Genomic DNA, 13,193 nt, shown 5'->3' with positions numbered 1-13,193 from the left:
GTCATGCCGATCACTTCCGACACCATCCGCCTGGTTGAGGAGATGCGGCGCGCGGTCGGCTCGATCCTCGCCGACGTCACCAGATCCCTGGTGCAAGCCTGGGTGAGGGCCTGGGACCAGATGGCGTTAGAGGTCGCCGCGGGCATCACCGAGCTTCTCCAAGTAGGGGAGGGCGGGTGGCCGTCCCGCCGGCAGGTCGAGCAGACCGCCCGCGCCATGTCCGCCCTCGACGTCATCGCCGCCGCTCTGACCCGTCTCGCTGACCTGGTCCGCACCCAAACCGTGGCCGGCGCCCAGGATGCGGCTCGTATCGCACTGGATGGCCAGGGTGACCTGATCGCCTCCCAACTGCCGTACGGGTCGACGCTTGCGGCAGCAGCCCGGTATCGCAGGCAGCTGCCCGACACGATCGACGCGATCGTGCGCCGCACAGCGGAGCAGATCAACGCCAAGCATTGGCCACTCGCCGACGAGGCCACCAAGCGGATGAAGCAGGAGTTGATCCGTGGCGTCGTCGTGGGGGACAACCCGCGCACCGCGGCAGCCAGGATGCTCCGCAACTTGGAAGGCGAGTTCAACGGTGGCCTCACGAGAGCCTTGAACTTGGCCCGCACCGAGATCATCGACAGCCACCGCCGAGCCGCTGAGATCGGCCAGGAAGACCACGCCGCCGTCCTGGACGGCTGGATCTGGCATGCGGAACTTAATGCCAGCCGCGGCAGGACGTGTCCAGCTTGCATTGCCCTGCACGGAACCATGCATCCGCTGTCGGAACCAGGCCCATACGGGCACCAGCAGTGCCTAGTCGCGGGCGCCTTGGTGTCGGGGCCCCGGGCGCTTGCGTCCACTACGCGTTGGCATAGCGGAGAGGTCGTCGACATTCAGACCGTTGGAGGTCGACTCCTTACCGTCACCCCAAATCACCCGGTACTGACCACGGATGGATGGATCCCGGCGGGTGAGATCCGCGAAGGCTGCGATGTAGTCTGCGGCCTCGGCCTTGAGGGGCCAGCGCTGAGTGACAACCCACATGATCACCAGGTTCCAGCCCTGATCGAGGATGTAGCGGAATCGCTCGGCGGATCTGGCCCGGTGGACGCCATATGCATGCCAACCGCCGCCGAAGATTTCCACGGCGACGGAGCCGGTAGCGATGTCCACGTTGTACGGACCCACGGCCTTCTGGGGCGTGACCTCGCAACCGCGATCGGTCAGAAGTTCGGCCAGGTGGCGTTCTGTGGGCGTCACGAACACCTGATGGCGTTCGCGCGTGGCGGCGCTCTTGGCCTTCCGCTCGAAGGTCATGGGGACACCGCGCGTGGCGGCGTGGGCAGCGCGTATGAGGCGGGCATTTTCCTCCGGCGTGCGCTTGGAGGCCAGGAGTCGGTTGGCGTCTTTGATGGATCGCAGTTCGACTCCAGCGTTGACAAGCCGCAGCTCGATCGCTCTGCGGGATACGTCGAAGGCTTGGGCGAGAGCGTTGACGGACTCGCCGTCCTGATACCGCCGAACGATCTCAGATGTTGGGAGGTCGGATCGAGCGAGCAGTCCGGCGCTAGTCCTTCGGGCCCTGAAGGCGTTGGTCTGCTCTCGCGTTCGCCATTGGCCGCACTCGACGAGGATGGCCTTGAGTCGGGACTGGCTGGTCCCGTGCCGAGCGGCGACAGCCTCAGCGCCTTCGCCGGCGAGGTAGTCAGCGACCGCGTTCTCGATGTCCGCCGCAGAAGCTTTAGGGGGCATGTCTACAATCTCCAGACTTCGACCGGCTGGTACCTGGCGAACGGGATCGTAGTACATAACTGCCGATGCTCACGGACTCCTAAGACAAAGGGTTGGGCCGACCTCGGCTTCGACATCGACGAGCCCGACGATCACATCCCCACCGGGCCGGAGGTATTCGCCGGGCTGTCCCGGGCTGAGCAGCTCGCCATCATGGGGCCTCGCCGCTTGGAACTCCTCGACTCCGGCGCCATCGACTGGGCCGACCTTCCGCAGCTACGCACCACCTCCGGGTGGCGTGACTCCTACGGGGCGAGACCTGTCCGCGACCTGGAACGCATCGCCAAACAACGACGTACCTGACCTGCCAGAAAACCTCCGCCGCATATCGGCTCACCAGGGAGGGAGTGTCGACATGTACGAGGGTCATAGCCTCGTTGAGGCGTGGGACCTGGTGGAGCGCATCTGGCGCGAGGATCTGCACCCCAGAGCGAAGGACGGAAAGTTCGGGTCGGGCGGGTCGTCGCCCAGTGCCGGCGCGGCCAAGCCTTCGGCGTCGGCGTCGGCGTCGGCGAAGACGACCGGCGGTAAGGCTGCCACGCCCACGGCGGCCAAGCCCGCCGCCGCTAAGGCCGCTGCCAGCAAGCCCGCCCCCGCAGCGAAGAAAACTCCTGCGGCGAAGCCGACACCCGTTGCGAAGAAGGCGCCTGCGGTCAAGAAGGCGCCTGCTGTGAAGGCCGCCTCTCCGGCAGCGAAAGACCAGGCGTGGCTGGACAACCACTACGGGGAATGGCGGGGCTCCCTCACCCCAGCGCAGCGTAAGGCTCTTAGCGGCTACCAGGACGCCGACTACGCACTGATGAACGCCGAGCTGCGCAGCAAAGGCAAGAACGGCGTCAAGGACGACAAGTACAGCGCCGACGAGATGGCCCGCGCCGCCCGAGCGAACCGGCAACTCAACGACGCTCTACGTAAGGCTCCGCCGACAACTGAGCCGATGACGGTGCACCGGACGATGACCGCGGCTATGGCTGCTGGTCTCAAGCCGGGCGACGTGATGGGAGACAAGGGCCACGTGTCCACGTCCCTCACGCCGAAGAAGACGTCCAAGGGCGCGACGGTGGAGGTCACCCTCCCTGCTGGCACGAAGGCCGCGGTGGGGAACGGCGGAGAGATGATTCTCCCGGCGTCAGGCAAGTACCGCGTCGTCTCCGTAGAGGACAACAACGGCGTCCCGCATGTGCGGATGGAGTTCGTGCCGCACGGATCCAAGGCCGCATCCAAGGCTGACGCGACTGACTCGGCGCCGAAGACTCCGGCTACGAAGGCACCGGCAGCGAAGACAGCGGCCAAGAATGCCCCGGATGCTCCGTCTAAGCCGAAAGCCGCCGATTCCAAAGCGGCCCCGAAGCCACCCGAGGCGCCTGAAGCACCAGCACAGGCATCCCCCGGGGAGCCACGCCGGCCCGGCATGCGTGACGCCACCCGCCACACCACGAGCCTTGAGGGCACCGACTGGCTCAACGAGCGGATGGGGTCGCCGAAGAAGAAGCCGTTCACCGCTGCTGATCGGGCAGCGGTGAAAAACTACACCGGCGAAAACTACCGGGCCATCAACTTCGCTCTGCGTAACCCCGACGAAAAGCGCGACCCTGACGTTCAGGCCCGTATCGACGGCATCGACGCGGCCATGGCGAAGTCCGTGGTGCCTGAGGACGTCATCGTGCACCGCGGCGTCGGCGCCGACTACGTGAAGCGGCTCGGCGCTGATACCAAGGACCCTGCCAGCATGCGCGCCCTGATCGGCAAAGTGGCCAGCGAGGACGCCTACGTCTCCACCTCGGCGGGCGGCAAAGCGGCTTTTGACGACAAGCCGATCAGGTTGATGCTACGTGTCCCTGAGGGGCATCACGCGATCAACGCCATGCCGATCAGCCGGTACCCAGACGAGCGGGAACTGCTCCTCGACCGCAATACCTCCTGGGTCGTGCACGACGTGTACGAGTCCGGCGGCAAATGGCATATGGAAGTCGAAGTCGTCCCCGCCGGCTGGCAGTCTGAGGCAGACTGGAAGCCCGACCCGGCCGGTGACGCCGCAGCTGGATACGCGCCTGGCGCCGAATGGGGGATCCCCTCGGCTCCCGCCCCGTCCGTCGGGGACGTGGACTTCGGTGACTTGTCTGGTGGCGATCTCACCGCCGAGGACTATGCCGATTACGCCAACTACCTCGCCAGCGGCGGCGATGAGGAGCAGCTCTGATATGGCAAGGGAAAAGGATGAGCATCCGCGGTGGGGTGACGACGCCCTGTCTGGGCGCGTCACTCATGTGCCGAGCACCTACGACTACCAGGCGGCTGGCCCGGTCCGCCGGGCCGTGTTGAACACTCCTGGCGGCAACCCGCTGGGTCATGTGTGGACCGATGACCTGAAGGCGGCGGGATTCGAGCCCGCCGAGGTGGCCGGAGCCGCCGGGCGCAAGGCGGGTAGCGCTGTGTGGGCGATCCACCGCGACGCCTACCGGGACAAGACGCCCGCCTCCGACCTGCTCAACCCGGAGCTGTACAAGGCCGTCGGCAAGCTTCAGGAGCCGACCACAGAGCAGCCCGACGCCTAACCTTCACCGCACCACCGAAAGCCCCGAGCCGCTACCGGCCGGGGCTTTCGCATTTCCGCATGCCTTCGCGCCCACCTGATTGGAGCTGAGCCCGTGGTTGACCGATTCGCGTGGGGCGCGGGCGAGCTCATCCCCGGCGACGACCTCGACGACGAGGCGGACGTGCAGGAGGGCCGCCACTCGGCGCCGTGGCGTGAGGACCTGTACCACCGAGACGACCACGGCAAGTTCAGCTCCGGCGGAGGCGGATCATCCGCTGCCGGCTCTGGCCAGCCCAGCGTAAGCAGCTCAGCGGCCCGCGGTATGCCTGACACCATCGCCTCCTCGAAAGTCACCCTCTCCGGAGGTGGCGCCGCGACCCTAGCTCGGCACGCCGACGGCGGCTTGTCCATCGGTGACGGCACCCACTCTTCCAAGCCCCTCACCACCCAACAGAGCAAGAAGCTTCTCGACACCTTGGCTGTCGCCGATGACTGGGATTCCGGGGACAGCGAAAACCTGCCAGGTGTCGGCCGCATCACGAGGGAGCGCGGCGGCTACCAGTTGGATCTCGATGACGGCCCATCCCTGAAGCTTTCCGGGCGAGACGTCACCCGCATGGAGACGGCGAACGACCAGCTCGGCAAGTCTTCCCGGCTGGACACGGGCAACGGCGACCTCGACGTTTTCAGCGACGGCAAGAAGATCGGCTTCCGCCACCTGGGCGACGACGGTCACCCGGTCGAGGTGACGTTCAACCGCTCCTCCGCCAACAAGATCAGCCGAGTCGTCGATGGGTTCATCGACGACATCGACGATCCCGACACACCCACCAAAGCCACCTACACCAAGGACGTCACCACCAACGCTGGCAAGGTCCGCGTCACCATGCACGGCAACTGGGGAGGCACCAACCTAGGCGATCGACTCACGGTCATGCCGGTCGATGGGGACGACTGGGGCATCGTCGTGGACGGCCCCCAACAGCAGGATTGGGGGAACGCAATGAGCAAGCTCCTCGACGAAGCCGAACTCGCAACCGCGTGCAACCTCGCCGAGCAGGTACCTCTTGCCGAAGCCGCTGGCGGGGAAACGCCGAAGAGGCGCCGTTTCCGTGCCCGTCTGATCGCCGGAGACGTCCAAGGATCGTGCGGCTACTACCCGGCGGGCATGCTCCGCCAGCACGCCGCTGTGTTCCGCGAGGGCCTTCCGGTCTACCTCGACCACCCCGGAGTCACCGAAGCGTACGAACGCCCCGAGCGGTCCGTGCGTGACCTCGCCGGGCGCCTCGCTACCCCCGCCACCTACCAGGGCGACGGTTTGTACGCCGACGTCGAGGTGTACCCGCATTGGGCGCCGGTCATCGAGGCCATGGCCGACGACATCGGCATGTCGATCCGGGCTACCGGCACCGTCGAGGCCAGTACCCAGCAGGGCATTCGCGGACCGATCGTCACATCGCTGACCGAAGCGACCTCCGTCGACTTCGTGACCACGCCAGGAGCAGGAGGCCGCATCGTGGCACTACTGGAGTCCGCCCGAGCCGCAGGGAACTTGGCCCCGCCGTTCAAGAAGAAAGGCGAGGACGAGGACGAGGAGCCGGAGGACCTCGAAGACGAGGACGACGAAACCAGCGAAGACGACGACGAGGACTCCAAGAAGAAGGACGGGAAGAAGCTGCCGGCCTTCCTCAAGGCGAAGTTCGCGGCCAAGGAGTCCGACCTCGCCGAGGCCGCGACCGTCGGCACCTGGTTCGAGTCCCGCATCCACCTCGGGTTCACCGAGATGGCCGACGAGATGTTCGGCGGCGGTCTCCTCACCCGGGCCGAGCGGATCGGCTTGTCGTCCGCGATCGGTGAGGCCCTCGCCGCGTTCAACAGCCGCGTCGAGGCTGACCATCCGCACCTGTACCAGCGCGACCTTTGGGCGGACCCCGCCAAGGACGCGGACACCACCATCACGAAGGGAGCCCCGATGAGTGAGGGCACCAACAGCGAGCAGGCGCCCCCGGAGCGGGGCGCCAACGTCACCGAAGCGGCTCGCGATACCGCTCTTGCCGAGGCGCTGGCTGAGGCGCAGAGGGCCTCGATCGCGTTCGCCGAGGCGCAGGCCGACGCTGCCCAGCGCATCAAGGTGCTGGAGGAGAAGCTCGCCCAGGGCGACGCCGAGCGGCTGCGTCTGGCCAACGCCCAGACCGCTCGCCTGCGCTGCGAGGAGGCGCTGAAGACCTCCGGTCTGCACGCCGCCTCCTACGCCCGTGTCACCGAGTCGGTCGTGCGGGACCTGCCGACCGATACCACCGGCGCCCTCGACACTGTCAAGCTCGGCGAGGCCATCACCGCGGCCATCAAGGACGAGGCGACCTACGTCGCCGCGCTCGCGGAGGCTTCCGGCGCGGGCATTCCCCGTGGCCTGGGCGCCACCTCCGAGCGTGAACTGTCCGAAGCCGACGTCGACAAGGCGCTCGCCAACGTCTTCACCAGCATCGGCATGCACGAGCCGGCCGCTCTGACGGCTGCGCAGGGAAGGGGCTGACCCAGCATGGCTACCAACATCATCTTCGACGAGGGTGTGCAGCTTCAGCTCGCCGCCACCGACCCGACCACGCCCGTATCGGGCGACCCTGTCCTGGTCGGGCAGCTTCCCGGTGTGGCACTCACCAACGAGGGCAGCGACGGCCTGACCACCATCAAGACCGACGGCGTGGCCACCCTGTCCGTAAAGGGCGTCGACGGCTCCGGCAACTCCACCGTCTCGGCCGGCGACATCATCTACTACGTCACCGGCGACACCCCGAAGCTGTCGAAGAAGGCCACGGGGGTGCGCTTCGGCTACGCCCTTGAGGGTGTCACCAGTGCGGCGACCGCGACCATCCGGGTGAAGATCGGCTACTAGCCCGCCCGGGCGCCCCGTAGCGGGCGCGCCCACTCCTCTTCTTTCAGCCCCCGAGCCACACGGCCGGGGGCTTTCGCATGCCCCGGCGCGGAGCGCCTGAGAGCAAGGAACAACGATGCAGCTCCTCGACCTGATCGAGACCTACAACGCCCAGGACGCCACCGCCGAGCGGCTGTACGCCCGCGAGGGCCGCCGGGTCCGCGGCGGACGCAACACCCCCAACTACAAGCAGTCCCTCCTGGAGGCGGCCCGCCTGTACGAGGGCGTCGTCAACGGCCGAATCCCCGGGTGGCGGCTCCAGGAGGCCATGACCACCTCCGACTTCTCCTTCCTGTTCGGTGACATCATCGACCGGCAGATGCTGGCCGCCTACCAGCACACCGCCGTCATGTGGCGCAACGTCGCCCGCCGCGGCGTCGTCCGCGACTTTCGGGCCGTCGACAGGTTCACCCTCGATGGCGGTGAGGCGATCCTGTCGGAGGTCAAGCAGGCCACCGAGTACCCGGCCGCGGCTGTGCAGGACGGCCGCTACCAGTACTCGGTCAAGAAGTACGGCAAGCGGCTCCCGTTCAGCTGGGAGTCGTTCATCAACGACGACCTGGGGGCGCTGCGGGACCTGCCGACCCGCCTCGCGAACTCGGCCCGGTTCTCGGAGGAGAAGTTCTTCACGTCCCTGTTCGCGTCCTCGACGGGCCCGAACTCGACGTTCTTCTCCGTCGGCAACGCCAACCTGGTCACCGGTGCGCCCGCCCTGTCCGTTGAGGGCATCACCAGCGGATTCAACACGCTGGCTGCTCAGGTCGACACCGACGGCAACCCGATCTACGTCAACGCGGTGTGGCTCGTGGTCCCGCCCGCGCTGGAGATCACCGCGATGAACATCGTCAACGCCACCGAAATCGTCGCTGCCGACGGCGGCGGCGACGGCACCGGCAACAACCAGTTGAGGGTGACGAACTGGATGCGGAACCGCGTCCAGATCCTCGTCGATCCGTGGCTGCCGATCGTGGACACCACCACCGGCAACAGCGCGTGGTATCTGTTCGCTGACCCGGGGGTGGGCCGGCCCGCGATGGAGATCGGTTTCCTCGCAGGCCACGAAACCCCCGAGCTGTTCATGAAGTCCCCGAACGCCACCCGGGTCGGCGGTGGCCTCATCGACCCGATGGACGGAGACTTCGACACCGACAGCGTGGACCACAAGGTTCGCCACACTTTCGGCGGAACGCTGATGGACCCGAAGAGCGCGGTCGCCTCGCTGGGCACGGCGTGACCGAACGTCCCCTGCCGGGGCCGATCAACGGGACCGAACGGTACCTCGCCGCAATCCACGCACGGCTTGGGGAGGTCCTGGACCGTCTCCCCGAGCCGCCAACCGCACCGCAGGAGCTGGCTCCCGAGGTTGGGCCGGAAACGGTCGAGCTGCGGGAGCCCGCTACCCCGGCCGAAGAGCCTGCAGGCGAGGCGCTGGCAGAACCGGCCACACCTGCCCGGACCAGTACCGCGCGTAAGCGCTCAACCAGGAAGGGCGGCACCTGATGGGTAGCACCGCCAAGGGCGTGGCCGGCGGCCTCGCCACACTCAACGCCTCAGGCCGCATCCCGGCATCGCAGAGAATGCTGGTCACCACGGCGACGCTGGACTTCGCGTCCATCGCCGCTGGCGCGGTGGGCACACTCACCGCCACTGTGACCGGCGCTGCCACTGGCGACTTCGCCCTCGCCTCCCCACCTGGCAACCTGACTGCGGGCCTGGTCCACTCCGCGTTCGTCAGCGCGGCGAACACGGTGACGATCCGCATCATCAACGGCACCGCTGGCGCGATCGATCCGGCGTCGGCGACGTGGGGGATCGCAGTCATCCCCGCCACGTAGGAGGTGCGCTGTGGCGATCGACTACAGCACTGACGTCGGCATGGTCCGGCTCCTCGTCGCTGATACTGACCCTGCCAGCCAACTGCTGCTCGACCCGCAGATCGAGGCGTTCCTCGCGATGGAGGGCTCGGTCAAACGCGCTGCAGCTCAGGCGCTGGACGTGATCGCTTCCTCGGAGGCGCTCGTGTCCAAGGTGATCTCGATGAACGGGCTGAGCATCGACGGCACGAAGGTCGCCGCGGAGCTCCGGTCAAGGGCATCGGAGCTCCGCCGACAGGTCGACGACGGAGACGGCGACGACTCCGTGGGCTTCGACATCGTCGACTTCGACCGGCACACCGGCTACCTCGGCTACGTCCCGTAGAGGGGAGGCGCTCGTGTCTCCTCTCGCAGGACATAGCCCGATCCCCGCCCGCTGGTCTGAGCATCACCGCCGCACCGCGGTAGGCACTCTGACCGGTACCTGCCGCATCACCCGACCCGGCGGTGAGGGCGTCCTCGACGACGACGGCGTCTGGCACCCGCCCACGTCGACCGTGGTCTACGTCGGGCCGTGCCGTATCACCGCACCCGCCGGTATCAGCAACCCCGTCGTCGGGGACCAGCCGACCGGCGTCACTGACTACCAGGTCGCGATTCGGTGGGACGTGGCGGAGATCCTCGAACACGACATCGTCGAGGTCCTCACCGCCAAAGACCCGCAACTGCCAGGCCGGAAGTTCGAGGTGAAAGACACCTTGGGCGGCGGCGGAACCGAGCAGTGGGAGCGCGTTCTCACCTGCACTCAGGACATCACCAACCGGGAGGTGCGGTGAGCGACTGGGACACCTCTGAGCTAGATGACCTCATCGGTGACTTCGCCAAAGCGGGGCCGAAAGCAGAAGCCTCGACGAGGGTCGTGGTCGCGAAGGTCGCGTTCGACACCGTAGCTGGAGGCCAGGACCGAGTCGCTGTCGATACCGGCAACCTGAAGAACTCGATCGGCCAGGACTTCGACGACGACGGCATGGGCTTCGAAGCAGGGCCCACAGCGAACTACGGGGCTGCGGTGGAGTTCGGCTCCGATCCGCATGTCATTAGGGCTCGGAACAAGAAGGCGTTGTTCTGGCCTGGTGCTGAGCACCCGGTGAAGCAGGTCAACCATCCCGGTAGCGCGCCGCAACCCTACATGCGGCCGGCGTTCGAGGCGGCCATCCGGTCCGTCGACAAGGTGATGGGGCAGGTTGGGAAGAAGGCCATCACATGACCATCCCCATCGCCCCGACCGCGCCGCACACTGACGCCGTGGTAGCCGCGATCGCCGCGATCCCCATGCCAGTGGAGCGGGCGAAGAAACCCGCAGGCGGAGGATGGCAAGGCGACCCCGGCACCTCCGACTACGTGCCCTACGCCGTCGTCTATCCCTCCCCAGGGGTGCCGGACGGCAACGAGGCCGAACCGCTGGAGTACCTCGACTACTCGGCGCAGATCAACATCTGGGGCATCACCGAACCCCAGGCCGAACGGGTCGCCGACCTCGTCCGCGCAGCCCTCATCGGCCGGCGCCTGACCGTGGCAGGCCGCTCCACGTACCGGGTCCAAACACCCGGCGGGCCACCCATTCGGCGCGACGACTCGGTGCAGCCCTCCACATACCTGGCGGTCGTTGAGATCGCGTTCCGCTCCCAACCCGCTTAACGCCCACTTCGTCTAGCCCGCCACCTTTCGGTGACCGGGCTCTTTGGCATTCCTGGAGGAGCCCGAAATGGCTACCCGTACAGCACAGGCGATCGTCGTAGGCGGTCTGACTGCCACCTATTACGCGGCGACCGCGACGACCGGAGACAAGGTCAAGGCTGCGCCGAGGACGTGGATCACCGTCAAGAACGGATCCGTCTCCCCGATCACCGTAACCCTTAGCGGCGTCGGCCAGACCAGTTACGGCGTGGACCTGCCCGACAAGGCCATCACTGTTGCCGCCTCCGGTGAGGTCGACATCCCGATCCTGCCCGAGTACGGCGACCCGGAAGACGGCGGGCTGGCCACTTTCGTCTGCTCGTCGGTGACCACGGTGACCTTCGCGGTTCGGAGGGTCTGATGGCCATCCGAAAGGTCGCTGTCCGGTCCAAGACATCCGGGCTCGTCACGGAGGTCGCTCCGCAGACGCTGCGCTACTTCCCCGATTACGAGCTTGTCGATGCGCCCTCTCCCACGCCGGTCGTCGAGCCGCCTGTACCCGTCACGCCGGACAAGAGCGCACCCAAGCGCCCGGCCACCACCTCAACAGAAAAGGAATAGGCCATGTCTGGCGCCGACCTTTTGGGCGACGGTAACGTCAAAGTTACGTACCTCCTGACGCTTTCGTCTGTTTCGAGCCCGCCTGCGAGTGAACTCAACGCGGGCGTGGACCTGCAGGAATACATCACCAAAGACGGCCTCGGTATCGAGCCAGACCAGTCACCGGTGGACAACACCAGCCTGGCCAGTCGTAGCGAGACGGAGCGAGCAGGCACGTCCAAGTTCGCCATCGAGCTCACCTGCAAGCGGAAGCTCCTCTCGATCAACGACGTCGCCTATAACACCTTGGTTCCCGGGCAGGACGGCTACCTTGCGGTCCGACGGAACCTGCCGCACGAGGACGCTTGGGCGGCTGGGCAGGACGCGGAGATCCACCCGATCCAGAACGGCATCAGGCGCAGCCAGCCGCCGGTGCTCAACGAAGCCCAGAAGTTCATGATCAAGCTGTTCAACCACACTGACAGCGACACGGACGCGGTGGTCGCGTAGCCATGGCCAGCATCGACGACATTCTCGGGCAGATGAAACTGCCCGAGCGGATCTACAACCTGTGTGTCCGGGCAGACCTGCGCGCGGAGTGGGAGCAGGCGGAGAAGGCTCTCGCTGTTGCGGAGGCGGAGTCGCGCGACTCCCTCGCTGGCCTGTCCGCCGCGGGGAAGTCTCTGGCGAAGCAGCTCCGCGACCTCGAAGCGGAGATGGAGAAGTACGTGGCTCCGCTCCGGCTGCGGGCACTCACACACCGGGGACTGTCGGACCTTCAGGCCGCGCACCCGCCGCGGGAAGACAAGGATGAGTCGACGTTCAACGTCGACACATTCGGAGTCGGTCTCCTCTCGGCGTGCGCCGTTGATCCCGTGATGAGCGAGGAGAAAGCGGGCCAGCTCATCGACGGTCTCACGCATGGCCAGTGGGACGACTTGTTCAACACCTTGTGGTCGCTCAACCGGTCCTCGGTGGACGTCCCAAAATCCAGGAGAGCCTCCGCAACTCTCCTCAGCACGAAGAAGAAGTAAGCCTCGCCGCAGCGTACGGTGTGCCTCGGTCGATCCTCCTCGGCCGGCAGCGCACCAGCGTCACGACGTACGAGTACGACGACAAGGACCGCCTAGTCCGCTCGGTCACCGTGCATGACGCGGAATGGGCCGAAGAGGATCTCGCCTACGCTCAGGCGAAGCACCGCAACGACATAGACAAATGCCCTGGCGGTTGCGGACTGCCCTTGTCAGAAACGACCGACCCGGACAACGAGGGCGCGTACGAGTCGCCGCTCCCGGTGCGCTGCCATGCGTGTACTCCGATGGGGCACCGCCAGCAGGAGTACCGGGAATCGCCGTCTGGCCTGCTATTCCGCGTCATGAAGCGCATCAAGCACGCCGTGTCTAACCCGCGATCTGGTTAATGACAATCGCCGCTGCGATCGCCGCGATCCCCAGCCCGAACGCGGTGATCGACACGACCATGTTGTTCGCCTTGCGGAGCGCTACCCGGGTGATCGCGACGAGAGCCACGATCACCGTCACGATGCCGAGCATCCCGCCCAGGCTGGCGATGGGCGGGATGAGAGCACAGATCAGGGCGAGGCCGCCGATTGTTACCGCTGCTACGCCGACCCTGTTACGGGATCCCGAAGCGGCAGTCGCCTCAGTCACCGGCCGGCGGCGACTTCGCGTACTGGGCTGAGTAAACGACGGGCCCTGCGGCGTGTCGGGCGGATAGCTCATTGGGACTCCTATCGCTGGGGTGACGGGGCGTAGGACGCCCTGCACTTCCTGTTGGTTGGCACCGTCTCACGACATCACCTGACGCACCCGAATATTCCGCCCTTTTGGGCTCC

The 13,193-nt window shown here is 66.6% G+C and carries 16 protein-coding genes; 15 read left to right on the top strand and 1 reads right to left on the bottom strand.

Annotated elements, in window-relative coordinates:
- The first annotated feature begins 3 nt into the window (after positions 1–3).
- The 15 genes from OG884_RS05825 to OG884_RS05755 all read left to right on the top strand — a co-directional run bounded on the left by OG884_RS05825 (position 4) and on the right by OG884_RS05755 (position 12,372).
- Entirely contained in the window at positions 4–2,082 is a 2,079-nt protein-coding gene (locus tag OG884_RS05825) for a hypothetical protein (protein ID WP_326642892.1), read from the top strand.
- 52 nt (positions 2,083–2,134) lie between these two features.
- Positions 2,135–3,979, top strand: a complete 1,845-nt coding sequence (locus OG884_RS05820) for an ADP-ribosyltransferase (protein ID WP_326642890.1) — start codon at positions 2,135–2,137, stop codon at positions 3,977–3,979.
- Position 3,980: 1 nt separating this feature from the next.
- Complete coding sequence (locus OG884_RS05815) at positions 3,981–4,334, top strand: hypothetical protein (RefSeq protein WP_326642888.1); 354 nt, start codon at positions 3,981–3,983, stop codon at positions 4,332–4,334.
- A 93-nt stretch (positions 4,335–4,427) separates the two neighbouring features.
- The gene (locus tag OG884_RS05810) at positions 4,428–6,848 is read left to right on the top strand and encodes a hypothetical protein (protein WP_326642886.1); all 2,421 of its coding nucleotides are present in this window, start codon (positions 4,428–4,430) and stop codon (positions 6,846–6,848) included.
- Between the two features lie 6 nt (positions 6,849–6,854).
- Positions 6,855–7,208 (top strand): DUF2190 family protein, encoded by a 354-nt coding sequence (locus OG884_RS05805; protein ID WP_326642884.1) that lies wholly within the window; start codon positions 6,855–6,857, stop codon positions 7,206–7,208.
- Between the two features lie 115 nt (positions 7,209–7,323).
- On the top strand, positions 7,324–8,481 hold the full coding sequence (locus tag OG884_RS05800; protein ID WP_326642882.1) for a phage major capsid protein: 1,158 nt from the start codon (positions 7,324–7,326) through the stop codon (positions 8,479–8,481).
- A gap of 265 nt (positions 8,482–8,746) precedes the next feature.
- Entirely contained in the window at positions 8,747–9,082 is a 336-nt protein-coding gene (locus OG884_RS05795) for a hypothetical protein (RefSeq protein ID WP_326642880.1), read from the top strand.
- A 10-nt stretch (positions 9,083–9,092) separates the two neighbouring features.
- The gene (locus OG884_RS05790; RefSeq protein WP_326642877.1) at positions 9,093–9,446 is read left to right on the top strand and encodes a hypothetical protein; all 354 of its coding nucleotides are present in this window, start codon (positions 9,093–9,095) and stop codon (positions 9,444–9,446) included.
- A 13-nt stretch (positions 9,447–9,459) separates the two neighbouring features.
- On the top strand, positions 9,460–9,897 hold the full coding sequence (locus OG884_RS05785; protein ID WP_326642875.1) for a DUF6093 family protein: 438 nt from the start codon (positions 9,460–9,462) through the stop codon (positions 9,895–9,897).
- Positions 9,894–10,328, top strand: coding sequence for an HK97-gp10 family putative phage morphogenesis protein (locus tag OG884_RS05780; RefSeq protein ID WP_326642873.1), 435 nt, complete (start codon positions 9,894–9,896; stop codon positions 10,326–10,328). The genes OG884_RS05785 and OG884_RS05780 overlap by 4 nt, the downstream gene beginning before the upstream one ends.
- The gene (gene gp17 / locus OG884_RS05775) at positions 10,325–10,759 is read left to right on the top strand and encodes a tail completion protein gp17 (protein ID WP_326642871.1); all 435 of its coding nucleotides are present in this window, start codon (positions 10,325–10,327) and stop codon (positions 10,757–10,759) included. Before OG884_RS05780 ends, gp17 begins: the two co-directional genes overlap by 4 nt.
- 67 nt (positions 10,760–10,826) lie before the next feature.
- Entirely contained in the window at positions 10,827–11,159 is a 333-nt protein-coding gene (locus OG884_RS05770; RefSeq protein ID WP_326642869.1) for a hypothetical protein, read from the top strand.
- Positions 11,159–11,359: a hypothetical protein gene (locus OG884_RS05765; protein WP_326642867.1), complete on the top strand. Its 201-nt coding sequence runs from the start codon at positions 11,159–11,161 to the stop codon at positions 11,357–11,359. Before OG884_RS05770 ends, OG884_RS05765 begins: the two co-directional genes overlap by 1 nt.
- Positions 11,360–11,362: 3 nt before the next feature.
- A complete protein-coding gene (locus tag OG884_RS05760; RefSeq protein WP_326642865.1) occupies positions 11,363–11,848 on the top strand; it encodes a phage tail tube protein in 486 nt (161 codons plus the stop codon).
- Positions 11,849–11,850: 2 nt separating this feature from the next.
- Positions 11,851–12,372 carry a hypothetical protein gene (locus OG884_RS05755; protein WP_326642863.1) on the top strand — a complete coding sequence of 174 codons (522 nt, stop codon included), beginning with the start codon at positions 11,851–11,853 and terminating at the stop codon, positions 12,370–12,372.
- A 366-nt stretch (positions 12,373–12,738) separates the two neighbouring features.
- Here OG884_RS05755 and OG884_RS05750 read toward each other — a convergent pair whose 3' ends face one another.
- Entirely contained in the window at positions 12,739–13,080 is a 342-nt protein-coding gene (locus OG884_RS05750; RefSeq protein ID WP_326642861.1) for a hypothetical protein, read from the bottom strand.
- Positions 13,081–13,193: the final 113 nt, after the last annotated feature.

The organism is Streptosporangium sp. NBC_01755 (genome assembly GCF_035917995.1).
Taxonomy (GTDB): domain Bacteria; phylum Actinomycetota; class Actinomycetes; order Streptosporangiales; family Streptosporangiaceae; genus Streptosporangium.
This window is presented reverse-complemented; position numbering and strand designations above follow the sequence as displayed.

Coding starts and splice junctions, on each gene's coding strand:
- OG884_RS05825 (WP_326642892.1), top strand. CDS start 4: ATGCCGATCACTTCCGACACCATCCGCCTGGTTGAGGAGATGCGGCGC.
- OG884_RS05770 (WP_326642869.1), top strand. CDS start 10,827: ATGGCTACCCGTACAGCACAGGCGATCGTCGTAGGCGGTCTGACTGCC.
- OG884_RS05820 (WP_326642890.1), top strand. CDS start 2,135: ATGTACGAGGGTCATAGCCTCGTTGAGGCGTGGGACCTGGTGGAGCGC.
- gp17 (WP_326642871.1), top strand. CDS start 10,325: ATGACCATCCCCATCGCCCCGACCGCGCCGCACACTGACGCCGTGGTA.
- OG884_RS05800 (WP_326642882.1), top strand. CDS start 7,324: ATGCAGCTCCTCGACCTGATCGAGACCTACAACGCCCAGGACGCCACC.
- OG884_RS05760 (WP_326642865.1), top strand. CDS start 11,363: ATGTCTGGCGCCGACCTTTTGGGCGACGGTAACGTCAAAGTTACGTAC.
- OG884_RS05815 (WP_326642888.1), top strand. CDS start 3,981: ATGGCAAGGGAAAAGGATGAGCATCCGCGGTGGGGTGACGACGCCCTG.
- OG884_RS05765 (WP_326642867.1), top strand. CDS start 11,159: ATGGCCATCCGAAAGGTCGCTGTCCGGTCCAAGACATCCGGGCTCGTC.
- OG884_RS05805 (WP_326642884.1), top strand. CDS start 6,855: ATGGCTACCAACATCATCTTCGACGAGGGTGTGCAGCTTCAGCTCGCC.
- OG884_RS05795 (WP_326642880.1), top strand. CDS start 8,747: ATGGGTAGCACCGCCAAGGGCGTGGCCGGCGGCCTCGCCACACTCAAC.
- OG884_RS05755 (WP_326642863.1), top strand. CDS start 11,851: ATGGCCAGCATCGACGACATTCTCGGGCAGATGAAACTGCCCGAGCGG.
- OG884_RS05750 (WP_326642861.1), bottom strand. CDS start 13,080: ATGAGCTATCCGCCCGACACGCCGCAGGGCCCGTCGTTTACTCAGCCC.